The 25,479-nt window shown below is 40.2% G+C and carries 23 protein-coding genes and 1 tRNA gene; 8 read left to right on the top strand and 16 right to left on the bottom strand.

What is annotated here, in order from left to right; translation table 11 throughout:
* Positions 1–9: 9 nt before the first annotated feature.
* Positions 10–3,276, bottom strand: coding sequence for a SusC/RagA family TonB-linked outer membrane protein (locus OK025_RS08900; RefSeq protein WP_317669168.1), 3,267 nt, complete (start codon positions 3,274–3,276; stop codon positions 10–12).
* 438 nt (positions 3,277–3,714) lie between these two features.
* The gene (gene trmB / locus OK025_RS08895) at positions 3,715–4,371 is read right to left on the bottom strand and encodes a tRNA (guanosine(46)-N7)-methyltransferase TrmB (RefSeq protein ID WP_317669167.1); all 657 of its coding nucleotides are present in this window, start codon (positions 4,369–4,371) and stop codon (positions 3,715–3,717) included.
* Positions 4,372–4,574: 203 nt separating this feature from the next.
* On the opposite strand from trmB, the gene fcl reads away from it, so the two are divergent.
* Positions 4,575–5,516: a GDP-L-fucose synthase gene (gene fcl, locus OK025_RS08890; protein ID WP_317669166.1), complete on the top strand. Its 942-nt coding sequence runs from the start codon at positions 4,575–4,577 to the stop codon at positions 5,514–5,516.
* A 9-nt stretch (positions 5,517–5,525) separates the two neighbouring features.
* Here fcl and OK025_RS08885 read toward each other — a convergent pair whose 3' ends face one another.
* The 3 genes from OK025_RS08885 to OK025_RS08875 all read right to left on the bottom strand — a co-directional run bounded on the left by OK025_RS08885 (position 5,526) and on the right by OK025_RS08875 (position 6,883).
* Positions 5,526–6,026, bottom strand: coding sequence for a hypothetical protein (locus tag OK025_RS08885; protein WP_317669165.1), 501 nt, complete (start codon positions 6,024–6,026; stop codon positions 5,526–5,528).
* A complete protein-coding gene (locus OK025_RS08880; protein ID WP_120335171.1) occupies positions 6,016–6,435 on the bottom strand; it encodes a hypothetical protein in 420 nt (139 codons plus the stop codon). Before OK025_RS08880 ends, OK025_RS08885 begins: the two co-directional genes overlap by 11 nt.
* Before the next feature lie 178 nt (positions 6,436–6,613).
* Positions 6,614–6,883, bottom strand: coding sequence for a YtxH domain-containing protein (locus tag OK025_RS08875; protein WP_075990249.1), 270 nt, complete (start codon positions 6,881–6,883; stop codon positions 6,614–6,616).
* A gap of 234 nt (positions 6,884–7,117) precedes the next feature.
* Between OK025_RS08875 and OK025_RS08870 the strand changes: the two genes are divergently transcribed.
* Complete coding sequence (locus OK025_RS08870; protein ID WP_317669164.1) at positions 7,118–8,662, top strand: YifB family Mg chelatase-like AAA ATPase; 1,545 nt, start codon at positions 7,118–7,120, stop codon at positions 8,660–8,662.
* Here OK025_RS08870 and OK025_RS08865 read toward each other — a convergent pair.
* From OK025_RS08865 to rsfS, 4 genes are read right to left on the bottom strand one after another with little or no spacing between them, the layout of a single operon-like run.
* The gene (locus OK025_RS08865; protein WP_317669163.1) at positions 8,659–9,282 is read right to left on the bottom strand and encodes a rhomboid family intramembrane serine protease; all 624 of its coding nucleotides are present in this window, start codon (positions 9,280–9,282) and stop codon (positions 8,659–8,661) included. The genes OK025_RS08870 and OK025_RS08865 overlap by 4 nt on opposite strands.
* 8 nt (positions 9,283–9,290) lie before the next feature.
* Entirely contained in the window at positions 9,291–9,938 is a 648-nt protein-coding gene (locus OK025_RS08860) for a lactate utilization protein (protein WP_317669162.1), read from the bottom strand.
* 55 nt (positions 9,939–9,993) lie between these two features.
* On the bottom strand, positions 9,994–12,075 hold the full coding sequence (ftsH, locus tag OK025_RS08855; RefSeq protein ID WP_317669161.1) for an ATP-dependent zinc metalloprotease FtsH: 2,082 nt from the start codon (positions 12,073–12,075) through the stop codon (positions 9,994–9,996).
* A gap of 46 nt (positions 12,076–12,121) precedes the next feature.
* Positions 12,122–12,496: a ribosome silencing factor gene (gene rsfS / locus OK025_RS08850; protein WP_312335034.1), complete on the bottom strand. Its 375-nt coding sequence runs from the start codon at positions 12,494–12,496 to the stop codon at positions 12,122–12,124.
* Between the two features lie 47 nt (positions 12,497–12,543).
* On the opposite strand from rsfS, the gene OK025_RS08845 reads away from it, so the two are divergent.
* The 4 genes from OK025_RS08845 to pfkA all read left to right on the top strand — a co-directional run bounded on the left by OK025_RS08845 (position 12,544) and on the right by pfkA (position 16,884).
* Positions 12,544–13,314 carry a biotin--[acetyl-CoA-carboxylase] ligase gene (locus OK025_RS08845; RefSeq protein ID WP_317669160.1) on the top strand — a complete coding sequence of 257 codons (771 nt, stop codon included), beginning with the start codon at positions 12,544–12,546 and terminating at the stop codon, positions 13,312–13,314.
* A 155-nt stretch (positions 13,315–13,469) separates the two neighbouring features.
* A complete protein-coding gene (locus OK025_RS08840) occupies positions 13,470–13,919 on the top strand; it encodes a protein-disulfide reductase DsbD domain-containing protein (RefSeq protein ID WP_075990253.1) in 450 nt (149 codons plus the stop codon).
* An 86-nt stretch (positions 13,920–14,005) separates the two neighbouring features.
* Positions 14,006–15,712, top strand: coding sequence for a protein-disulfide reductase DsbD family protein (locus tag OK025_RS08835; protein ID WP_317669159.1), 1,707 nt, complete (start codon positions 14,006–14,008; stop codon positions 15,710–15,712).
* Positions 15,713–15,909: 197 nt separating this feature from the next.
* On the top strand, positions 15,910–16,884 hold the full coding sequence (gene pfkA / locus OK025_RS08830) for a 6-phosphofructokinase (RefSeq protein WP_075990255.1): 975 nt from the start codon (positions 15,910–15,912) through the stop codon (positions 16,882–16,884).
* 170 nt (positions 16,885–17,054) lie between these two features.
* On the opposite strand, the gene OK025_RS08825 is transcribed toward pfkA, so the two are convergent.
* The 5 genes from OK025_RS08825 to OK025_RS08805 form a co-directional block, all read right to left on the bottom strand.
* Positions 17,055–17,501 carry a hypothetical protein gene (locus tag OK025_RS08825; protein ID WP_317669158.1) on the bottom strand — a complete coding sequence of 149 codons (447 nt, stop codon included), beginning with the start codon at positions 17,499–17,501 and terminating at the stop codon, positions 17,055–17,057.
* A 304-nt stretch (positions 17,502–17,805) separates the two neighbouring features.
* Positions 17,806–18,945: a TlpA disulfide reductase family protein gene (locus OK025_RS08820; protein WP_317669156.1), complete on the bottom strand. Its 1,140-nt coding sequence runs from the start codon at positions 18,943–18,945 to the stop codon at positions 17,806–17,808.
* A gap of 74 nt (positions 18,946–19,019) precedes the next feature.
* Positions 19,020–19,826: a TPM domain-containing protein gene (locus OK025_RS08815; RefSeq protein WP_411567693.1), complete on the bottom strand. Its 807-nt coding sequence runs from the start codon at positions 19,824–19,826 to the stop codon at positions 19,020–19,022.
* Between the two features lie 157 nt (positions 19,827–19,983).
* A complete protein-coding gene (locus OK025_RS08810) occupies positions 19,984–20,412 on the bottom strand; it encodes a TPM domain-containing protein (protein ID WP_317669155.1) in 429 nt (142 codons plus the stop codon).
* Positions 20,413–20,567: 155 nt separating this feature from the next.
* Positions 20,568–21,146 (bottom strand): LemA family protein, encoded by a 579-nt coding sequence (locus OK025_RS08805; RefSeq protein WP_046673163.1) that lies wholly within the window; start codon positions 21,144–21,146, stop codon positions 20,568–20,570.
* A 165-nt stretch (positions 21,147–21,311) separates the two neighbouring features.
* Here OK025_RS08805 and OK025_RS08800 point away from each other — a divergent pair, with 165 nt between their 5' ends.
* Positions 21,312–22,856, top strand: coding sequence for an NAD(P)/FAD-dependent oxidoreductase (locus OK025_RS08800; protein WP_317669154.1), 1,545 nt, complete (start codon positions 21,312–21,314; stop codon positions 22,854–22,856).
* 59 nt (positions 22,857–22,915) lie between these two features.
* Positions 22,916–22,988: transfer RNA gene (locus OK025_RS08795), tRNA-Gly, on the top strand.
* A 322-nt stretch (positions 22,989–23,310) separates the two neighbouring features.
* Here the strand turns inward: OK025_RS08795 and sufD are convergent.
* Positions 23,311–24,618, bottom strand: a complete 1,308-nt coding sequence (gene sufD, locus OK025_RS08790; protein ID WP_317669153.1) for a Fe-S cluster assembly protein SufD — start codon at positions 24,616–24,618, stop codon at positions 23,311–23,313.
* 59 nt (positions 24,619–24,677) lie between these two features.
* A complete protein-coding gene (sufC, locus tag OK025_RS08785) occupies positions 24,678–25,436 on the bottom strand; it encodes a Fe-S cluster assembly ATPase SufC (RefSeq protein WP_317669152.1) in 759 nt (252 codons plus the stop codon).
* Between the last annotated feature and the right edge of the window lie 43 nt (positions 25,437–25,479).

Genomic DNA, 25,479 nt, shown 5'->3' with positions numbered 1-25,479 from the left:
TCTATAATATTAAAAGCCTACAACTAAGTTAAAACCGTAAGTTCTCGTAGAAGGGAATTGAGCAATTTCAAATCCTTTGACAATATCTGTCCCCGACAACGTACCAAATTCCGGATCAAAGTTCGGCCAGTTTGACCAAATCACAAGATTTCTTCCATAAACACCAACTGAGGCTTTTTGTAATTTCAAGCGATTAACAAAAGCTTTTGAAAAGGAGTAATCAAATCGAGCTTCCCTAAACTTGATAAAGTTTGTAGAAAAAGTACTTCCTTCCGCATTATCCTGCCCGTAATGAGAGCGGTAATATTCATCCACATTGGTTGCAATGATATCATTCTTGCGATAAGTACCGTCCGGATTTTGCACGACACCATTTCCGATAATTCCACTATAACGTCCAGGTAGGGTATTTTTTGTTTTTCCTTGTTCGGCCAATTTATAATGCGTCAAGGAATGGGCAACCCCACCAAATTGTGCATCAAACAATAAATTTAGTCGGAAACCTTTATATCTAAATTCATTACCTAAACTTACTTTTCCTTTAGGAATCGTATTCCCTAAGTAAACCACATCATCGGTCAACAAAGCTACACCGCTTTTACTATCATAAATAATTTGTCCATCTGGGGATCTTTTATAACCAATACCATATAAATCGCCCATTGACCCACCTACTTTCGCCACTAACTGGCCACCAGCTACAGGTCCTGTCTGAAGAATCATAGCCGAGTCGGCCAATGACATAATTTTATTCTGATTCATAGAGAATGTCGCGAACACTTTCCAATTAAACCCATCTTTAATTTTAATTGGAGTACCATCCATGGCCAATTCTATCCCTTTATTTCTAACCTCCCCTGCATTGACAACTTTCTGCCTACCACCGGTAGAAGCATCAATAGTTCTTTTCAATTGTTGATCCCGTGTATTACTCTGATAAACAGCAACATCAAAACCAAATCTATCCTTAAACATACGCACCTCTGTACCAAATTCGATGGATTGTGTACGCAACGGTTGTAAGTAAGGATTTACAATCAATGTTGGAACCTGTAGCCCGCCAGGATATTGGCCACCAGCATTTTCATAAGAAAAATCAATTATATAAGGATCATTGCCACCACTTCCCACACCTGAAATTGAACCCCGCAGTTTCGCATAATTAATAGCCTTTGGTAATTTCCATAATTCTGAAGCGATTAAACTTGCATTTAAGGATGGGTAAGTAAAATATTTTTTCTTATCTGGTGCCATTGCAGACGCCAATGTACTTGCCCAGTCAATACGATAAGTCCCGTCTAAATATAAAAAGTTCTTATAAGCTGCGGTAAAAAGTCCATAGACACCATTTCTTTGCACATGACTTTTATAAGGTAAGTTAAGAATAGGTCCTTTTGCATTGGCCATCACATAAACTCCTGGATAAGTGAGAGAGTCTGCACGCATTTCATCTTTATGATAACGATTATCATTCGTACTACCACCAACTGTCCCAGACACTTTCCAATCTTTGTTTATCTCATTTTCATATTTTAATAAGAAATCCAAATTGGTTTCCCGCGATGAAATGGACTGGGTTCGGTAACTACCATAGGGCATTTTCGCCCCCGCATCGTAAGGCCTTTTTTGTTCTCTATTCTCATAAGCCATATCCAAAGAACTCCGCAACATCAAATTCCAATGCTTATTAAACTGATAATTGGCTTGAACATTCCCCGTTACACCGTGGCGATCAGTACCATTGATAAACTCTCGAGATATAGCATACGGATTTTCGGGATAGGAAGAAAATGGATACTTGATTTTCTGTCCCTCTGCCCCTTGTACCCAATAATCCTTCAACCAATTCATATCCGCATTTGGCTGCCAGAAAATAAACCAATACATCAAAGATTGGTTTCCATATCCAGCTCCCGGCAGATTGTCAGACCATTTATTCGTATAATTTACCTTAGCATTGATCTGAAGCTTATCACTTACTTTTGAATTCACCGACAACGCTACGGTGTTCCTTTTATAACCCGTATTCGGAACGATCCAGGTATTATTTACATTGGTCGCTGAAAACCGGGCTGATGTTTTATCTGTTCCACCGTCTATACTCACCGAATTGGTGAATGTTTTTCCGACATCAAAAAAAGACTTCAAGTTATTATATGGACGCCAAAGCGTTCGTTCCGTTCCGACTTTTTGTGTAACCGGATCATATTGATAAAAATATTGACCATCAAATTTCGGCCCGTAGGAGGAACTTGTCCCCGAAGTGCTTGTACCATCTTCTGTTGTACCATAAGAATAATAATCAGCACCATCCAATCCCTGTCCATATTCATACTGTAAATCAGGCATACGGTTAATGGCTTCAAGCGAAGTATTGGAATTTACTGTAACCCCGATACCTTTTTTACCTTTTGCACCAGACTTAGTTGTGATCATAATAGCCCCATTTGCACCACGTTGTCCATACAAGGCCGCAGCACTGGCACCTTTTAGCACCGTTATATTTTCTATGTCCTCCGGATTGAGATCATCTATACCTGACCCGTAGTCAGCAGGCATATTATCGGATCCTGTACCATAAGCACTTTCGCCCAAATTTGCCGTCTTACGTCCGCTTCCTTCATTTACAACGACACCATCAACAACGATCAATGCCCCAGGGTCACCATTCAAATTCGTTTCACCCCTCAAAATAATTTTGGTAGACCCAGTAGGACCAGCATTTGAACGCATTAAATTCAATCCAGCCACTTTTCCCGACAACGCGTCACTCCAGTTATTGGAAAGCGCATCAGTTAATTGTTCGCCTTTCACGACTGTTGTCGCATACCCTAACTCTCTCTCTTGTCTTTTAATCCCCAATGCAGTGACCACAACCTCATCAAGTGCTTCAGATGTTGGATTTAATCCGATATGGACATTGCCTTGAGCAGCCTCGTAAGTACGCGTTTGGGCCTCATAACCGATCATCTGAAAACGGATTTTCCCCCCTACTTCTATATCTACCTCAAAATTACCATTTCGATCCGTAGAACCCTTCGTCACTCCACCTGAAAGTATCGATACTGAAGCCAGTGGCTCCTTGGTTTTATTATCGACAACTTTTCCTTTGATTTTAATCTTTCCTTGATTAAAATAATGAAAAACGCCGTGGCCCTGTTCTAACGGAACCGCTGCCCCAGCTACATCCATATTGCAGGCAATTGCTAATGCTGCAAATAGCACTTTCGAGGAGGAGTGCCTCAGATTAATTTGGATAGGGTTAATACTAAACATAGTTATTGGTGTAAATTGTTAATTTTCAATTTGGCACAAAAATATATCCCTAACAAAAAGTTTGCTTTAACTTAATGTTTTCTTTTTGTTAACAATTATTTCGAATAGCATTTCTTTTAACAGCACTATTACGATTTAAAATTTTACTAAAATGCCTTGAAGTCCATTAAAAAAGGATTTTCACGCATTAGGCACGCTTTTGAAGCATTGTTTCCTTGGTTATCTTTTATTTTCAAATCGAAAATAATTAATAATACTTAAAAAACGAAATAAATCGAAATTATTTAAACATCGGAGTAAACAAAAATATAGCCGAAAAAAATAACCTTGAATCAACTGAAAACTAATAGAATACAATTAAAAAACAGTAAAACCTCATAAAAACAAAAAAAGCCTAAACTTTCGTTTAGACTTTCTATTTTAAAGTAAATTTATTCGTTATCGTTTTTCAAAACTCCACTTCACATAGTTAATGTTCTTGTCATGCGCCAAATACTTCCGTTCGTAGTATGTTTTAATGGATAAAACGTTATCAACCAAATCTGAATGATAAAGATCTACCGTCTCTTTATATTTTTTCAAATGCTGTAAATCGATCTGCTCCAATGTGTAAGCATAGAAACCATCGTTATCTGTTTTCAAATTCATCATCCCCTCAGGTTTCATAATGAATTTATAACGATCCAAAAACTTTGGCCCTGTCAACCGTTTCTTTTCACGACTATCTTGCGGTTGCGGATCTGGAAAGGTAATCCAGATTTCATCAATTTCATTTTCAGCAAAATGTTCAAGGATAGTCTCAATTTGTATCCGAAGAAAAGCAACATTCCGAATTCCATCTTCCAAAGCTGTCTTGGCCCCACGCCAAATACGATTACCTTTAAAATCGATACCGATGAAATTTTTCTCCGGAAACAATCTCGCTAGATTAACAGTATACTCTCCTTTACCACAAGCAAGCTCCAAAACAACTGGATTATTGTTACCAAATTGCTTCTCAGCCCATTTTCCTTTATATTCCTTGCCTGCGTCGAGTTGGATTACATTTTCAAAAGTAGCAACTTCAGCAAATTTACGTAGTTTGTCCTTTCCCATTTTTTAATAAATATCCCGCAAAAATAACCTTATATTCCCGCTTAAAAAAATAAAACTTATCCTTGAGCAGATACCAATACTCGTGAATGTTCAAGAAACCAATAGACTAAAGAAATATGCACGGACAAATCGACTTCATAAGGGCGAATTATATTGCATATAAAAAGCAATTTATCTAAGTTTGCAGGAATCAATAACTTATCGTGGAAAAAGACGCTAAAATTTATATAGCAGGCCATCGCGGCATGGTCGGATCGGCAATTCATCGCAAATTATCGGAGCTTGGGTACAACAATATTGTCACACGAACATCTTCCGAATTAGATTTGCGCAACCAGCAAGCGGTCGCTGATTTTTTCGATCAGGAAAAACCGGACTATGTTTTCTTAGCTGCAGCCAAAGTTGGCGGGATCATGGCGAACAACACCTATCGCGCAGATTTTATCTACGAGAATATGGCTATACAGAATAACGTCATCAAATCTTCCTACGATAATAAGGTTAAAAAATTAATGTTCTTAGGCTCAAGCTGTATCTATCCAAAAATGGCACCACAACCTTTGAACGAAGATATGCTACTTACGGGCACACTGGAACCTACAAATGAGCCCTACGCAATCGCTAAAATCGCGGGAATAAAAATGGTAGAAGCTTTTCGGGATCAATATGGTTGTAATTATATCTCCGTTATGCCAACAAACCTTTACGGAATTAACGACAACTATCATCCACAGAATTCACATGTGTTACCGGCCTTGATCAGAAGATTTCATGAAGCTAAGATCAATAAGCTCCCTGAAGTTATTATCTGGGGAACAGGAACCCCCTTACGGGAATTTCTCTTTTCCGATGACCTGGCAGATGCCTGCGTTTTCTTAATGAATAATTACGACGAAAAACAATTTGTCAACATTGGCATTGGCGAAGATCTAAGCATTAAGGACCTCGCCGAATTGATTAAAGACGTTATTGGATACAAGGGAACTATTTCCTTCGACAGTTCAAAACCTGACGGAACACCACGAAAGCTCATGGATGTCTCAAAACTACATGCTCTGGGTTGGAAACACCAAATTAACCTTCGGAAAGGCATCCAACTAGCTTATGCGGATTTTTTGAAAAAAGAAGCAAATGCTTCCGAATAAGCGATCGCATTAGTAGGTTTCGCTATACGAAGGAATTCCGTACTCGTTGACCTCATCCTTGATGATCGTATTTTCTGCTTGAGCAGCTTTATTTTTCTTCTTTTTGGGACGGATAAATTTTGTTAACTTGCTGAGGAGACCACTGATTTTATCTTGATTGATCTGGCCTACAGCACGCTCTGACAACAGCAACATCAATGCTTTCTTGAAAACACCGGTATTTTTTAGGAACAACCTATTCATAACAAAAGGCACGCCGATACGTAAGGTCTTTGTTAACCAATCGGAATCTGGATTGCTACTTTTAGAGAACAGCTGCTGGACAATATTTACCCCCGGTATATTATCTTTTAGTGTATTGAAAAAACGTATTGGAGCCTCTATTTTATTGTTGAGCAAGGTAAATTGAGTCTTAAGATAGACTTCTTGCTCATTCTTTAAGGCTTTCAAACGGGAAATCTCAGCTTTAAGCTCGTGTAGATTACGTATTTTAGTATGTTTATTGCTCATTTGTAGCCCTTTCTCTATCAAGTTTTTCCTTATGTAAATCTTCTTCCTCCTCCTCAATCTCATCGTTCCATTTAGCCAAAAAACGGCGGATAGAAAGATCCATAAATTTGGACTCTAACATCGGCTCAAAAACCCGTATTACGACAATAATCACTAAGAAAATACCCGCCGTAGCCAAAAAACCCAAGGAATAACTTCCCAGTAGTTCTCCCAGCCAAAAACCTAGTGCCAAGCATAAAAAAAACAGGACAAATAACGTGAATATCAGCTTTGTCGCATCAACCACAAGGCTAGCTATCAATCGAGAAGAACGCTCAATTGTCTTTAATTTGACAAGCTTAAACTGGGAGTCAATGTACTCTTTGGTTTTTTGAAAAGTACCGCTAAGTGAAAATTTTTCTTCTTCCATGCATCTTAAAATTATTCAGGCTATTTCAGTGTCTAGTTTACAAAACGAATCCTGTTCGGCTCAACGCCGGCAACTTCAATCCTCTATCCTAAAAGAAAGGTGTTGTCGTAAAATCTATCCTAGAAATAGCCTGATGATATGTATTCTAAAGCAATTATCCATACGAATAATCTGCGAACTATGCATGTTCGATGATATCATCATCCAGCACTTCTTCGGTCTGATTTAATTTCCCTTTCAATGTAGAAACAATCTTTTCTTTAAAATCATTCAATTGATCAAATTGTTCTTCCGCTCTCTCACGAATAGCATCACTTAAATCGCTCAACGAATCATTGATTTTATCTCTCGTATCCGATCCCTTGTCCGGAGCAAACAAAACTCCCAAAGCTGCACCCGCAGCAAGACCTGCTAACAACGCCAAAGCTACTTTACTTGTGTCATTCATTTCTTTTTCGTTTAAAGTTCTAATTCTATTACGATGAATCTAGTCCTCGATAATAATACAATTAACAAAGCAAATCGTTTGCCAAACCCTGCATTTAATCCATTATTTACAAGAATCTACCTTTTCCAATATAATCAATTTTTGATAAATTTCGATTGACTCTCAATAATTCCCCAAACAATTATTAACGCGTTTACTTTTTTAGTATCTTTAAATCAACCCATTATAAAAATTATGCTAAATAAAACCTATTGCAGTGCTGTATATGGCATCAATGCCTGCACAATTACCGTTGAGGTAATCGTATCTACGGGCCTGCATTATTATATTGTAGGGCTTCCTGACAATGCCGTCAAAGAAAGCTTAAGACGTATCGAAAGTGCCATTACTTCCTGTCAACTTCACATGCCGCGCCAAAAGATTGTTGTCAACTTGGCACCTGCAGACATCCGCAAAGAAGGCTCTAGTTATGACTTATCCATAGCAGTCGGCATATTAGCTTCCTCCGGACAAATTATAAATAATCTTCTGGAAGATTATCTTATTTTAGGGGAATTATCCTTAGACGGTAGCATTAAGCCCATCCGCGGTGTTTTACCCATCGCATTACAAGCCCGAAAAGAAGGCTTTAAGGGCCTCATATTGCCACAAGCGAACGCTAAAGAAGCCGCTATTGTTACGGGGATTGACGTAATCGGAGTCGAAAACCTCACCCAGGTGGTTGAATTCCTAAATAATAAACTGAAAATTGCACCAACAAAAGTTGATATTCAAACTTTCTTTCAGGCCAATACAACGAATTATGATGTCGATTTTTCAGATGTTCAAGGGCAGGAAAATATCAAAAGAGCACTGGAAATTGCAGCGGCAGGTGGCCATAATCTTATTTTAATAGGTCCGCCCGGTGCCGGAAAAACAATGTTGGCAAAAAGACTACCGACGGTTCTTCCCCCGCTTACTATAAATGAATCGTTGGAAACCACCAAAATACACTCTGTATCCGGACACCTAAAAGCCAAGGACGCTCTTTTGACGGCACGACCTTTTCGTTCTCCGCATCATACAATATCCGATGTGGCTATGGTAGGAGGAGGCTCCAATCCATTACCAGGGGAGATTTCTTTATCGCATCATGGCGTACTGTTTCTGGATGAATTACCTGAATTTAAACGCAGTGTACTCGAGGTCATGCGACAGCCTCTTGAATCACGTCAGATCACCATATCAAGAGCTAAGCTGACCGTGGATTATCCGGCGAGTTTTATGCTGATTGCCGCTATGAATCCCTGTCCCTGTGGTTATTTCAATCATCCCGAAAAGGAGTGCATATGTGGCACAAACACTGTTCAACGCTACCTAAGTAAAATATCCGGACCACTTTTAGACCGGATCGACCTGCATATCGAGGTTACACCGGTATTATTTGACGAACTGAGCACGACCCGTGCCACCGAAGACAGCCGTACTGTACGAAATCGGGTCATTCAAACACGTGAAATCCAGAAACAACGTTTTAGTGACTTTTCCGACATCCATTGTAATGCACAAATGAGCACCCAATTAACGCGAGAAATATGTCAAATTGATGAGTCCGGGAGAAAATTGCTGAAAACTGCGATTGAACGTCTTAGCCTATCGGCGAGAGCATACGATAGAATACTGAAAGTTGCACGCACAATTGCTGATATGGAACGCAGCGAAACGATCGAGAACCATCATCTGGCTGAAGCGATCCAATACAGAAATTTAGACCGGGAAACCTGGGGCGGAAAATTTTAGAACTGGGCCAGACAATGTTTAATAACCCAGGGAAAACAGAGAATTGTCAGAATCAGCCCGGACAATGCACCAAAGAAATGGGCATCATGATTGATACCATCCTGCCCTTTTTTTGATGCCCACACGCAGTAAGCCAAAAACAAAAACGCAAATAAGTAAGCCGGCATAGGTATAATCATCATCACACCAATGGTCACTTTCGGATCAAAAAGAATGTAGCTGAACAGGACCGCACAGATAGCACCTGAAGCTCCCAAACTATGGTAACCCCGATTATTTTTTTGCTGAATGATCGTTGGGATATCACTCAGGATTAAACTACCGATATAGATTACAGCAAATAAAAGATGTCCATAAGGACTAGCGTCTGCAAGTATACGTTCTAAACCAAAACCAAAATAATAAAAGGTGAGCATATTAAACAACAAATGCCCCCAGTCTTTATGGATAAAACCACTTGTCAGAATAGTATACACATTTTGATTACGTGCGATACTATATGGATGTAGCATCAGCTTGCCGTAAAGCTGCTCATGTGAAAATGTATAGATACTGGTAGCGATTGTAAAAAAGAAAATAATACTCGCAACAGGCATCTCTGTTAAATAAAATAATAGCATAGTAATTCCTAGAATCGATCCTCTAAAAGTAAAACGTAAAGTTCTTTTGGCCCGTGTGCTCCCAATACCAATCTTTTTTCTATATCAGCCGTCCTGGAGGGCCCGGTCACGGTAGATATCATCGTGGGTATTTCCTGACCGTAACGCTTCTGCATATAAGCCAAAGCATCTTTCAAATCCCAAACCAATTGTGAAGCTTTGGCTATAACAATATGAATTGGGGGATATATACTCAACCTGCGCCCAGAAGCATTTGCATTACTGACCATAACGCTACCATTACGCGCAATTAGGGCCTCACAAGATGTGATACTGGCATTTGCCAATTCAAAATCTTTCTCCGTTTTCAAAAAAGGAAAACCATAAGGGCTGAGTAGATTTTGAATCCCTTGTTCCCAGGCATATATATTTTTAATCTCATTCACTTCGGTCAAAGAAATCAGGTTTTCAATGAGGCCGATCTCACCATCACAATACAGAAACTTACCCCCCGCAGCGGTCAATTCACGCACAAAAACAATATCAACCAGCTCATCCTCTTCTTTATAAAGTGCTGTTTCCTTAAAATTTGGATGTGGATTATCGTTTTTTTGTAGTAATGCCTGACGTATCCGTTTTAACATTACTTCCTTCGCAGTTGCGTTCTTCACGTTCATGGCGCAGTAAGATATAAATGCAGCGCTAGATGGCTCCAGCGCTGCAATATTCAAATTAATTCAAGTTATTTGACGGAGTTTCCGAACTACTCGCTTCGTTGGATCTGGCTTCATCTGGATGAACATCCAACGGTAAATCAGTCTGAGGTACTCCGCCTCCATCAGCACCATTCACAAACTCCTCGTACGTAGTTTTGGTTTCAAATGGACGTTTGCCTAAAATCTCTTCTAGATCGGACTGAAAAAGAATTTCTTTTTCCAATAGCTTCTCCGCGATTTTGATCAGACCTTCACGTTTGTCCAACAATAATTGCTTGGTACGTGCATAGACGTCATTAATCAAGTTGCGCACCTCCGCATCAATCAATTCTGCCGTTTTGTCAGAATATGGTTTTTGGAAAGATGCTTCTGAGCTATCTCTGAAAGAAACATTTCCAACTTTATCATTCATACCGTAGATCGCGATCATTGCATAAGAAAGCTGCGTGATGCGTTCTAAGTCATTCTGAGCACCTGTTGAAATTCTTCCAAAAGTAATATCCTCAGCGACACGCCCCCCCATAGTCATACATAAACTGTCTATCAGTTGCTCTGTCGTATATAAGAACTGCTCACGGGGAAGATATTGTGCATAACCCAAAGCAGCAACACCACGAGGTACAATAGACACTTTCACCAAAGGATCGGCGTGCTCTAAAAACCAGCCTGCAATAGCGTGCCCAGCCTCGTGATAAGCAACAATGCGTTTTTCCTCAGGGGAAATGATTTTATTCTTCTTCTCCAGCCCCCCGATCACACGATCAACTGCATCTTGAAAATCTTGCATGTCAATCTCGGGCTTATTTTTACGGGCAGCGATAAGCGCTGCCTCATTACATACATTGGCAATTTCAGCACCGGCAAAACCTGGTGTCTGTGCCGATAATTTTTTTGCATCGACCTCAGCCGATAACTTCAACGGCTTTAAATGCACTTTAAAAATTTGCTCGCGCCCAATCAAATCTGGTTTATCGATCGAAATTTGACGGTCAAAACGTCCGGGACGCAACAAAGCTGTATCCAGTACATCAATACGGTTCGTCGCGGCTAAAATAATAACCCCCGAATCAGTACCAAAACCATCCATCTCCACCAATAATTGGTTCAATGTATTTTCACGTTCGTCATTACCTCCCATCATCGAGTTTTTACCACGAGCACGACCAATAGCGTCAATCTCATCGATAAAGATAATACAAGGAGCTTTCTCTTTCGCCTGTTTAAACAAGTCACGAACACGTGATGCACCAACCCCCACAAACATTTCAACAAAGTCGGATCCCGAAAGTGAGAAAAATGGCACTTGAGCCTCTCCGGCTACAGCTTTGGCTAATAAAGTCTTACCAGTCCCCGGAGGCCCTACAAGTAAAGCTCCTTTTGGAATTTTACCACCAAGATTCGTATACTTCCGTGGATTTTTTAAGAAATCCACAATTTCCATCACTTCTTGTTTTGCCTCTTCAAGACCAGCAACATCATTGAATGTAATATTGATCTGAGACTCTTTATCAAATAGCTGAGCCTTTGACTTACCAATATTGAAGATAGCGCCACCACCACCGCCGGCACCGCCACCCATACGGCGCATCAAGAAAATCCAGATCGCAGCCAACACCAACAATGGCAACATAAACGTAACAAACCAGCTTGCCCAAGGGTTGGAACGATCGTCATAAGTTAATTGGACCTTCGGTGTACCAGGCGCCAAATCCGCTTGCGAAGCAGCTAGCTTTTTCTCCAAAACATCGGGAGAGGCATCCTTAAAAATATATTGTGGTCCCTTATCTTCTTGACCGGATAAACTTGGAAGTGGATCAGCAGTTTTTGTAGCATCCTTAAAACTTGGATTATCTTTCCAGCCCTTTTTCAGATACACCTCAACCTCCACAAGATCATTCTTCTTGTAGGCAACAAGGCGCTCAACAGAGCCCTTATTTAACATGCGTGTCTCAAAATCGCTATAGCTAACTTCCTTAGCCGGGTTCTCTCCTATAACATATTGTAAGGCAAAAAAACCTAACAACACGGCAATCATAAGCCACACAAAATTGAATTTTGGTGGTTTTGGGGTCACCTTACTACTCGGGATTTTTTTCATTATATCGTAATTATATTTTCTTTATAAATTATTTTATTGAAGGCAATTAAGCGCTTTGGAAATGCTGGATCTCTGCATCTCCCCATAAATCTTCGATACCATAATGCGCTCTTTTTTCGGTCTTAAAGATATGTACAACCACATCCACAAAATCCAAAATCAACCATTCTCCATTTGATTGTCCTTCTTTAAATTGGGGTTCTTGACCAAATGCCTTATAGACCTCTTCCTCTACACTCTTTGCTATCGCATTGACCTGAATATTAGAATCGGCATGACAAATCACAAAATAATCAGAAACAGAACTGTGAAGATCTCTTAAATCCAAGCGAACGATCTCGTTTGCTTTCTTTTCTTGCATACCGTAAACGATAATTTCTGATAGACGTTGGGACAATTCTGAACTTTTATTTTTACTCATTAAAAAATATGATAGTTTTGACTTAATATTTATTTAATACTTTCAGTTTGCAAAATAACAATATTTCGGGACTTATCATCGGTCAAAATACAATATATCTTGACAAAGTCGCCTCTACAAACGATTATCTCAGGGAATTATTGTCAAATTTCAAGCCACTAGCAGAAGGAACTGCCATTTTAGCAGAAGAACAATTCCAAGGCAAGGGGCAGCGAGGAAGTTCCTGGGTGAGTGAACGAGGAAAAAACCTAACAACATCGATCCTGTTAAAGCCTCATTTCCTTCCGTTAGCGCAGCAATTCGCACTTTCAGCCACAATCGCCATCGCGACAGTCAATTGGTTAAAACGCAAAACAGAGCAAGCCGTAACAGTGAAATGGCCAAATGATATTTACGTCAACTCAAAGAAAATCACAGGCATTTTAATAGAAAATAAATTAAAAGGCAGTAAAATCGAGGCATCGATTATAGGCATCGGCGTCAATATTAATCAAATTAATTTTGACACAGCAACAACAATAACCTCGCTTGCGAGCTTAACCGGCAGAGAAGACTACAACATTAGGGACCTCGCGCATGAATTGTTTCAGGCTATCCAACAAGAGTATCAGATACTTCACGATCAAGGCCCAAAACATCAGCTAAGCCGATACAACGAATTATTGTTCTGGAAAGGCGAAGAAAAGCCATTTCTTATCGATGGCATCAAGAAAACCGGTATCATTCAACGGGTATCTGGCGAGGGGAAACTATGCGTTCTCCTGGAAGACACCCTTCGCGAATTTGATATCAAAGAAATTACACATCTTATTACCTAATCTTTACAAAAAAAGGATAGCCCATTTTAGAATTGTCAAACCTTTGTTCTAAATTTGTCAATAGCGTGATTAAACCTTTATTCACACGAAGCATCAAAGACAATAACACACTGCAATCATTGTAGCAGAAAAGGAAAAGAACAAATTAAATTCGGATGAAAAAGTTAATACTGTTAATGACTGCAGTAATTTTTGCAGTTACGGGAGCATTCGCTCAGATTCACAAACCTGTAAAATGGACTGTGGCCAGCAAAAAGTTAAATAATAAAGAAGCTGTAGTTTATGTAAAAGCTACAATCCAAAATGGATGGCACATTTATTCACAAAATGTGAAAGATGGCGGGCCAATTCCAACTTCCTTCACCTTCGCTAAAGCTGCTGATTATGCACTGGTAGGTAAAACTGCAGAGCCAAAACCAAAAGTAAAACATGAGGATGTATTCAAGATGGATGTTGGTTATTTTACAAACGAGGTAATTTTCCAACAAAAAGTAACTTTAAACAAAGGAACTGCCACAGTTAAAGGTACTGTCGAATGGCAAGCATGTGATGCATCACAATGTCTTCCTCCAGACGAATATGCTTTTGCTGTGACAATCAAATAGTAAAAATGATTCTACACGGATAAATTAATAAGGCGATTCTCATCGCCTTTTTTTATTTTTGACCATAACATCAGAAATTCATACGCATGTTAAAAAACACATTCATTCTACTTTTAATTGCTTTTTTCAGCCTTTCTCTAACTACAGCAACTTTTGCCTCAGCACAAGATAGTTTAACAAGTACAGAAGGGCTTCAATTTGAATCATCACCGGATACAGGTACCACTGTTGAAGCGGTACCTGAGGATCTAAATTTTACAGCTTCACCTGACACAATGGTTAGTCAGGATAGCAGTAAAATCGCTCCAGCTAAGGCAAACGCTTCCTCCGGGAATCAAGAATCAGGAAAAAAATCACTTTGGAGTATCTTTATCGCCGGATTAGTTGGCGGCTTCGCAGCGCTACTCATGCCTTGTATATTCCCAATGCTCCCTCTTACCGTAAGTTATTTTACAAAACAGGCCGGAAGCCGCGCAAGCGGTATCAGCAAGGCACTCCTATATGGTCTCTTCATTATTGTGATCTACGTCGCTTTAGGAATGATTATTACGATTTCCTTCGGTTCGGATGCCTTGAATGCTTTATCGACAAACGGGGTATTTAATTTCCTATTCTTCCTCTTATTGGTTGTTTTTGCCGCGTCCTTTTTTGGTGCTTTTGAAATCACGTTACCAAGTTCTTTCGTCAATAAAATGGATGCCAAATCCGACAAAGGTGGTCTTGTGGGACTTTTCTTTATGGCATTCAGCCTTTCACTGGTCTCTTTCTCCTGTACTGGCCCCATTATTGGCACCTTATTGGTCGAAGCGGCCTCGAAAGGAGAACGCTTAGGTCCAGCAGTCGGTATGCTTGGTTTTTCTATAGCTCTTGCAATTCCTTTTGGCTTATTTGCGATGTTCCCTTCGATGTTAAAATCCCTACCAAAATCAGGTGGCTGGCTAAATTCGGTGAAGGTTGTACTTGGCTTCTTAGAGCTCGCACTAGCGCTGAAATTCTTATCAAATGTAGATTTGGCTTACCATTGGAATTGGCTAGATCGAGAAGTGTTCTTATCGCTATGGATTGCTATCTTTAGTATGATGGGCTTATATCTTATTGGAAAGATCAAGTTTTCACATGACAGCGAATTAAAATTCCTCTCTGTACCGAGAACTATTCTCGCTATCATTGTATTTTCCTTCGTTATCTATATGGTACCGGGCCTATGGGGAGCTCCGCTAAAATCAATTTCAGCCTTCTTGCCACCTTCGGCAACACAGGACTTTGACCTGTCGGCAGGAATAGCAGCCGCTCCTACACACAATGATGGCAAGGTTAAAAAATACGCGGAGATTTTTCACGAACGTGGTACACCAAAAGGATTTGATCCTTATTATGATTATGAAGAGGCTCTCGCAGCTTCAAAAGAACAGAATAAACCGGTATTAATTGATTTTACGGGCTGGAATTGTGTCAATTGCCGAAAAATGGAGGCAAATGTCTGGACTGATCCCGCGGTTGCCAAACTACTGAAGGAAGAATTTATTATGGCCGAATTGTTTGTCGATGATAAAACAGAATTACCGGCAAACGAACAATTCGTTTCAAAATATAGTGGCAAAAAAATTAAAACTATAGGTAATAAAAACAGTGATTTCCAAGCATCAGCTTTCGACAGTAATTCGCAACCACTCTATGTTATCGTCGATGCATCAGGAACAGTATTAGTTCCAAAAACGGGCGCAAACTATAATGTCGCGGAATATACTGCGTTTTTACAGAGCGGAATTGACGCCTTTAAGGCACAAAAATAATCTGTATACAGCGGAAGGTATCTACCTAAAATGACAACGAAGAACAAGCAATTATTAAATTTGCATTATCTTTAGCTCACGCTTAGATGAATTGCAGTAAAAAAAGCTATTGTTTGTTCTTAATAGCGTCATTAGTGGCTTCTAATAAAGGAAATATAATTGTATATACGCTTAAAAATAGCTAAGTTTGAGTACGTATGAGTAACATTAAAAAAATTGCTGTTTTGACATCTGGAGGAGATGCTCCAGGAATGAATGCTGGTATCCGCGCTGTTGTTAGAGCGGGAATCTACAATAATCTTGAAGTATTTGGCGTACGCAGAGGGTATGATGGTCTCGTTAATGGTGAGATTATCCCTATGGATGCTAAATCTGTAGCCAATATCATACAACGTGGTGGTACTATTCTAAAAACTGCGCGTAGCGAGGCCTTCAAAACTATTGAAGGACGCAAACAGGCGTATGAGAATTTGCGTAGTCATGGCATTGATGCCATGGTTGTCATTGGCGGCGACGGTACTTTTACCGGAGCATCCAAATTTATAGAAGAATTCGATTTTCCTATCATTGGGCTTCCAGGCACAATTGATAATGATTTGGCCGGCACAGACTTTACGATTGGTTATGATACAGCCATTAATACCGTTATTCAAGCTGTAGACAAAATTCGCGATACTGCTGAGTCTCATGATAGACTTTTTGTGATCGAAGTGATGGGGCGCGACTCTGGTCTTATCGCTGTTCGTTCTGGTATCAGTACCGGTGCTGAAGCAGTTCTGGTTCCTGAGTTCGAGGTAGACTATGATGCAATCATGAAAAGGCTTGACAAAAGCCGTAAAAATAAATCATCCCGCATTATTATCGTCGCGGAAGGTGACAAAGAAGGCGGAATGGTAGTTTCGGAAAAAATCAAGGAAAATTTCCCACATTACGATGTTAGATTATCAATTTTAGGACATATTCAACGTGGCGGAAGCCCAACATGCATGGACCGCGTGCTAGCCAGCAGGCTTGGAGTTGCATCTGTGGAGGCCTTATTACAAGGTCGCAGAGGTGAAATGGCCGGACTGATTTGCAGTGAAGTAAGATTCACTCCTTTTAAGAGCGCGATCAAACATAACGTAAAAATGAATGAAGATCTGCTTCGTATTATTGAGATCCTTTCTTTGTAATTGATAGAGCGTAGTCTTAGTTTAAAAATAAAAAACGAGTATACACGGTGAAGTATACTCGTTTTTTTATGTCTTCCTTTTCTTGACTTCCCAAAATTTTCTAATCAAAACCAGAGAGCTAATCTGCCTCGCTAGATAAAAGGCTTAATAGCACCTTATCCCGCAAGATCCTATTTAAGCAAATTATTGAGGTACTCTTCAGATACCGGAGGCAGCTGAATGGCTTGGCCTGCCTTCGCCATCGAGTCAGCAAAGTGATTCGTGTTGCTGATCGCCTGTTCATACGCCTTAACAACCTGTTCCGATAAGTGCAACACTTTAGGATCTTTGAGATCAACTCGGTATTGATTATTTTCCAGTGTAACGTGCTCATAAAAACGATATGCTGCAGCTTTTAGTTGGCCCAGCTCCTGTTGCGACAACTGATCGATCCGGGCATTAGGCGGCAACTTAACATCGATAAATGTCGTGTCTTTAGCCAATTGATCAATAGCATGATCTAAAGGAATGGCATGCAAAGCCTCTAAATTGACAACGGGAATCCCCTTATCTTGGTCGCCACTACAGGAAGCAACCACCGTTCCCAAAAACATACCCAAAATTGCTACTTTCTTCATCTTTATAATTTTTAAAACCATCATAGCGCGCGTTCCATTAATTAACCTTTTTTAAAACCCCATTACCCAATATCCCCTAGTCCAGCTGTATATGAGGATATAGTAATTTCATGCGCTCATTTGCCATCGCAGCAGGCGAAGTTAGCAAATTCATTCAATGTCTAGCAGTCGTCACGCTATTTGCCTTTCAGAGTTATCAATTGGTAGCGGCGCTAAAAAAGAACCCCCTAATTGCACACTCACCTTACATGAGTTTAACAATTAGGGGTCTATTTTAAATGCCTAATGGCAATAAATGATCAATTTATTTCAGCAATTCAGCTAACTTAGCTTCCAAAGCCTCACCTCTTAAATTTGATGCGACAATTTTACCTGAAGGATCGATTAAGAAGTTTTGCGGAATACCTCGCACCTCATATAGTTTGACCGGAGCCGATTTCCAGCCCTGTAGGTCCGAAACGTGTGGCCATTGTTGTAAATTATCATCATGGATTGCTTTTAGCCATGCCTCTTTTTTACCTGGATTGTCTAAAGAAACACCAAATACGGTAAATCCTTTCTCCTTAAATTTATTGAAAGCCGCAACGACATTCGGGTTTTCGTGGCGACAAGGACTACACCAGCTTGCCCAAAAATCCAACAGGACATATTTACCTCTTAATGAAGACAATGAAATATTTTTTCCTGTTGTATCAGGCAATGTAAAGTCAGGCGCAACAGAACCAACTGCCACTGCTTTCAATTTCTGGATACGCTCAGCCAATTCCTTCCCTTTTTCAGAATTTTTCAATTCAGGAGACAATTTCTCAAAAGAAGTCACATATTCATTGACGTTCTCACCGTTGACATTCTCAGATAGCAAATCCAACGTGGACCAGCTTTTTGGATTTTTGTTAATAAATTCAGCATCTGCTTTTTCCATTTTTTCGGAAATCTCACCAGCCTGTTTTTGCAAACCTTCGATGAATTTAGGATCCTGTTTTTGAGTCTCCGAAGCCGCGTAATATTGTTGGTTCAACGCCTCGAACGCATCTGTATGAGGTTTCACAAAAGCCTTGTACTGCGTCAGATCATCATTGAGCGCTGTACCCGAGACGGTTGCATTTTTGAATCCTTTGGTTGCATCGACTTTGATCACTCCTTTCGAAAGATACAGCTGTGCTGTTTCAGGCTGCTTTTGACTATTTCTAAGTTCAGCGAAAGATAAGCCTTCCGGTGAATAGATCATCATACCCTTGGTTGGCGAAGCCACTTGTCCATTGAATTTAAACTCACCTTTTACGACCATTGCAGAATCTGTCTGACGAGTTCCGTTAGCCGGATATTGCATAAACACTTTCGCTTTGTCTGACGTCGTGTTTACCTTTCCTGTAACTGTGTAGCTTTCTTGTGCCATTAACAAGGCTGGTAAAAAGCTTAAACCCATTAATATTCCCTTTTTCATAATTATATACTTCCCATAAATGTAAAACATTTCCGTTTCACTGTCGTCCTATTTAACATTATTTAGCAAAGTTGTTACCAACGTCCTGAAGCACCGCCACCGCCAAAATCACCGCCACCGAAACCGCCAAAACCGCCACCTGAGCCGCCGCCGAAGCCACCGCCGCCACCTCGGCCGCCACCGCCGCCAAGACCATTCAGCAATGTCCACCAAAAGATATCAGAAGCGCCACGTCCATTCATCACACGACCGCCACCACCGCCACCGCGGCCACCACGATTGGAGAAAATAACAATCAAGAATATCACAATAATAATCACAAACATCACCGAGCCTGATCCCTTTCCTTTCGGTTGTTTTGGATCCGCTTTGTATTCGCCTTTTGTGTAGGAAATTAAGGAACTTGTCGCATCGTCGACTCCCTTGTAGTAATCTCCCTGACGAAAAGCCGGCTTGATATCATTTTCAATAATACGATAGGCAATAGCATCGGGGACAGCCCCTTCTATACCATAACCTGTTTGAATAGTTACCGCACGATCTCCCAGGGCTACCAACAACAGAATACCGTTATTATACTTTTTATTCCCAATACCCCATTTTTTCGCTAAACGGACTGCATAATCAGAAATATCATAGCCGCCGGTAGAATTCATCATAACCACAGCAATTTGCGTAGATGCGGAATCCTCAAATGCCAATAGCTTCTGCTCCAATAATTCCTTCTGACTTGCTGTCAATGTGTTTGTATAATCATTGACAAGTCTGTTTGATGTTTCTGGGAAATCTTGACCCAATACTGTGGCTATCGACAGCATAAAAAGCAACATAGCCATAGCAGGGATTCGAATCCGGGAAAATAATCTCGATACAAATTTCATCCTATTATTCTCTTTTATTCATTTTTATTTGCCTTAAGCAGTCTTCATGCTCCTAATGGCGTTCCGTGAATCCCGAAGTCGGGTTTATCACAATTTTTATCAATCTATTTGCGAGACAGGCAATAGCAGCTCGGGGTTCTTGCTGTTCACTTAACAATTAACGGTCTCCAAAAACAATATCATTTGGAAGCTCATTGATGTCATCGTGTTCACGCGGAAAGAATTTTGCCAATTGTTTACCCGCATGCTCGATCCCCTTGACCAAGCCCTCAACAATACGGTTCACCCGAAACTCCGCCACCATAAGATCTTTGGTACTGTTCCAAAAATCACTTTCTACACGTTGGTGGATTCCCTTATCGCCGATAATGGAAAATTTATGATCCTCAAGCGCGATATAGATAAGAACACCGTTTTTCAACGTGGTCTTATGCATGCCCAATTTGGAAAAATAATAGGTTGCACGATCATGTATCTCATCGGGGCAATGATTTTCTACCACTACACGAATCTCACCAGAAGTCTCGTTTTCAGCCACATTAATGGCGTGAACGATCTTCTCTTGTTCTTCAGAATTTAATGCCATAGTCTGTATACGTTTGCACTCCAAGACCAGATTACCAGACGGTTATTCCAGATTCAAAGTATCTAAAACTAGTTAAAACACGATAAAAAAATGGATGATGTGCTTCTACGAAAGCCGCATCATCCATCGTCCTGTTCATTACTAACAATTTACTATTAGAATGATACCGTTGGCGCTTTATCCGAACCTGGGGCTGCAGTAAATGTACCTTTCGCCTTAAATCCGAACATACCCGCCATTAAATTATTCGGGAAACTACGTACGGTGGTATTATATTGCTGTACCGCTTCATTGTAAGATCTACGTTCTGTTGAAATACGATTTTCAGTACCTTCCAACTGCGCCTGTAATTCCAGGAAGTTCTGATTCGCCTTCAAATCAGGATAAGCTTCAACCGACGCCAAAAGACGGCTCAACGAACCGCTGAATTCATCCTGAACTTTTTGAAACTTGGCAATATTCTCCTCAGACAAATCGTCGGCATTAATCGTCACCGAAGTTGCTTTAGCTCTTGCCTCTACAACGGCCGTCAATGTACTTTCTTCGTGTTTTGCCGCTCCTTTTACCGTATTAACCAAATTTGGAACTAGATCCGCACGACGTTGATACGCATTTTCAACTTGTGCCCATTTTCCTTTCACATTCTCATCTTGTGAGACCATCGTATTGTAGCCACAGGAGTTTAATGATACTAATGCAAATAAACCACATAGGGCGACCAAAAATCTTTTAATTTTCATTGTTCAAAGAATTAAATACTATTCAAATTATACGGTTACACTATCAAAGCATATACCAAGCTCTTACTAAGATAAGAATATTTTTATTTCCAAATCTCCAAATAGCCAATATTCATTAACTTTGTGTCGGTTTTGGGATAAAAACCCAGCCCTCATACTATGCAAAAAGAAATCGAAATTGCGATACTTCCAGAAAGGATCGAGGACGAACAGTACATTATACAGCAGGGCATAAAAGCTTTACGCGTTCAACCCCAGCAAATCAAAGGTTATAAAATCCGGAAACGTTCGATTGATGCCCGAAGCAAACAGGTGGTCTACCGGGCAAGGGTTATCTACTATATCGATGAACTGCCTGTTCCTGAAATCTATTCGAATAATTTCAAATCCGTTAAAGACGGAAAACCAGTGATTATTATTGGTGCAGGCCCTGCCGGCATATTTGCGGCTATCCGCTGCATTGAGCGTGGGCTCAAACCAATTGTAATCGAACGCGGTAAGAAAGTACAGGACCGTAGACGCGATCTCGCAAAGCTGAACCGGGAAGGCATCGTAAATCCCGAATCAAACTACTGTTTTGGTGAAGGTGGAGCCGGAACTTACTCCGACGGGAAACTATATACACGTTCCAATAAAAGAGGTGATGTAGACAAAGTGCTCAATCTTTTTGTCTCCCATGGTGCTACGACAGATATTCTAGTCAATGCACGGCCACATATTGGTACAAATAAACTACCGCATATTATTGAAGCAATGCGTGAGAGTGTTCTTGAATTTGGGGGTGAATTTCATTTTGACCAACGTGTCGACGACATTTTAGAATCTTTCGGTCATGTGCGCGGTGTCAAGTTAGCCAGTGGCGAAGAAATTAAGGCCGATCATGTCATCGTAGCAACAGGACACTCTGCACGGGACATCTTTGAGCTTTTTCACCGTAATAATTGGCTGATCGAGGCCAAAGCCTTTGCATTGGGTGTTCGCATCGAACATCCGCAGTCAATCATTGATCAAGCGCAATACCATTGTCAGGTTAGAAGCGAGCATTTACCCCCTGCATATTATAGTTTGGTTGAACAGGTTAATGACCGTGGGGTATTTTCATTCTGCATGTGCCCAGGTGGCGTTATTGCTCCCTGTGCAACAGATGTGGATGAAATCGTTGTCAACGGATGGTCCCCATCCAAACGAAATAATCCGCACGCCAATTCAGGTACCGTCATTCAGATTAACCTTGAAGACGTTGCCAATGCACATAAGGATCCTTTTGCATTACTTAATTTTCAAAAAGAGATCGAGCGAAAGGCTTTTGCTGTAGGTGGTGGTAAACTTGTTGCTCCCGCACAACGTATGGTCGACTTTGTCGAAGGGCGTGTATCGATGGATCTGCCAGAAAACTCCTACAAACCCGGAACAGCTTCTGCAGATCTCACCGAAGTGCTACCTGCTTTCGTTCATGAAGCATTACGCGGTGCACTGCCCATCTTTGGCAAAAAGATGAAAGGGTATTATACCAATGAAGCAATTTTGGTTGGTGTAGAATCACGGACATCTTCACCAATTCGGATTCCTCGAAATAAAGAAGATTTACAACACCCTCAGGTCAAAGGACTTTACCCTTGTGGTGAGGGTGCAGGTTATGCCGGAGGCATCATTTCAGCGGCTATAGACGGTATTAATTGTGTTGATGCAATCAATTTAAGTTAACATTTTTTGTTTTTTCTCTTGCAGAATACGAATAAATGCCTTACTTTTGTAACATCAACGCGAAAGTAGCTCAGTTGGTAGAGCACAACCTTGCCAAGGTTGGGGTCGCGAGTTCGAATCTCGTCTTTCGCTCTAAAAAAGCTTCCAAAATTTGGAAGCTTTTTCTGTTTTATAGCATAATTTATACTTTCTTTCTTGCCAGCCTTCTAATTGGACCATTGAAAAAAGATAATACCCCAATATCCTAATATAAAGAGGCCCTCCTATCTATTCATCGATAGAGGTCTTAACAAGAAAAAAAAGCGAACACGCTATAAAACCCAAGGTTTATAAGCGTAAGTTGTATATAAAGACATGTACATGGTCGTACAAAAGATACAATTGTTTCTATAAAAAAATGGCGTTCACCGCATCGGTAAACGCCATTTTAAAAGCTATATAATCCTAAATGGATTTAATTTGTTCTCAGGCTTTCTTCTACAAGCTCTTCCACATATTTGCGAACAACCTCATTAGAGAAACGTGTAGTTACGTCAAATGCAAATGCATGTACCAACAGGATGCGGGCAGACTCTTCACCAATTCCTCTTGCTCTCAAATAAAATAAGGCTTCATTATCAAACTGGCCGATGGTACATCCGTGTGAACATTTTACGTCATCTGCAAAGATCTCCAATTGCGGTTTGGTATAAACCGCCGAATTGTCTGACATCAACATATTATTGTTCTGCTGAAAAGCATTTGTTTTTTGAGCATCCTCACGCACAAAGATTTTTCCATTGAAAACTGCAACGGATTTGTCCTGTGTAATATTTTTATACCATTCGTAAGACTCACAATGTGGCTTAAGGTGGTCTACGATGGTATGATTATCGACCAATTGATCACCTGCTGTTAAATTGATTCCATATAAATGGCTCTCCACATGCGCTGCATCCAAGCGAACATTGATATTGTTACGGATAAACGAGGCGCCAGGAAAATTACAGTTGTAATTATTATAAAGACTATCTTTTTCTTGATATACCTCTGTATGATTAAAGTAACGGCTTACAGATTCTGCGAGCTGCAAATAATAATGTTGTACTTTAGCGTTCTCTTTGACGATAATCTCAGAGACCTTATTGTGCACATTATTTGCGGTACCTTCTGCAGTGATAAAGCTTTCGATCAATTCAAGTTCTGCATTTGGTTCGACAACGATCAAATTACGTGTTTGTGCAAAGAAATCCTCTTTCCCTGTAGCGACATGAATAATCTGTATTGGTTTATCAAGTACAACTCCCTTTTTCAAATGGATAAAAACACCATTTGTAAAAGCAGCCGTATTCAATGCGACCATAATATTGTCTGACTTGTCCGCATATTTCGCAAAATGGCTCTCGAATGCAGGCTCTGAAGTGGCTTCATCCATTGGAATAACCGACAGTCCCTTCACATTTTCTAATTCACTTACTGCTAAAACATACTGACCATTCACCAAGATAATGCGGTAAGCATCCAACTGAGGAATCTCTCCTGCACTAAAGTCTAAGCCTTCGATATCCACATCGACATCAAGCGCATATGGCTTATTGATAATACTGTGGATGTTTGTATATTTCCATTCTTCATTCTTAACGGTGGGAAAGCCTGCTGCTTCGAAACGGTCGAATGCAAGTTGGCGGGCCGCCACGAAAAACGAAGGTTCGTCTGAAACGCCTTGCTCTTTGAAAGCTCCCAACACTTGTTGAAGTAATGATTCTGAAACTAATGTACTCATGTTATTTTTTAATCAAATCGCCAAAATTCTCTTCCAATCCTATTTACTCAGGTAAAAGATTAGGCGTTTTGTGTATCATATTCTTTTAACCAATCGTATCCTTTTTCTTCGAGCTCCAAAGCCAATTCTTTAGGTCCCGATTTCACGATACGGCCATTGTACAATACGTGAACAAAATCTGGAACGATATAATCCAACAAACGTTGGTAGTGTGTAATAACAATAAAAGCATTGTCTTTAGAGCGCAATTGATTCACGCCATTTGCAACGATACGAAGGGCATCGATATCCAAACCAGAATCTGTCTCATCCAAAATAGATAACTTCGGGTTCAACATCGCTAATTGAAAAATTTCGTTACGCTTTTTCTCACCACCGGAAAATCCTTCATTTAAAGAGCGGTTAGCCAAATTAGCCGAAAATTCAACCAATTTTTGCTTATCTTTTACCATTTGTAAAAATTCCTTCGCTTCCATTGGAGGAAGGCCTTTATACTCACGAATATCATTTACAGCTGTTTTCAAGAAATTGATATTCGATACGCCCGGAATCTCAACAGGATATTGAAAAGCCAAAAACAGCCCTTCACGTGCGCGGTCCTCAGGTGAAAGATCCAATAAATCTACACCGTCCAATTGTGCAGAACCTTCACTTACTTCATAGGATTCACGTCCGGCTAATACATTACCTAATGTACTTTTACCAGCACCATTTGGTCCCATAATCGCATGAACTTCTCCAGCTTTTACTTCTAGGTTTAACCCTTTTAATATTTGTTTGTCTTCTACAGACGCATGTAAATTTTTAATGCTTAACATTTTATTCGTATTGAGTATGGTGTAATGTAGCGTTATAAACTAC

This window comes from Sphingobacterium sp. UGAL515B_05, from assembly GCF_033097525.1.
GTDB lineage: Bacteria > Bacteroidota > Bacteroidia > Sphingobacteriales > Sphingobacteriaceae > Sphingobacterium.
Note: the sequence above shows the minus strand (reverse complement) of the source record. Positions and strands in the feature narration are given on the sequence as shown.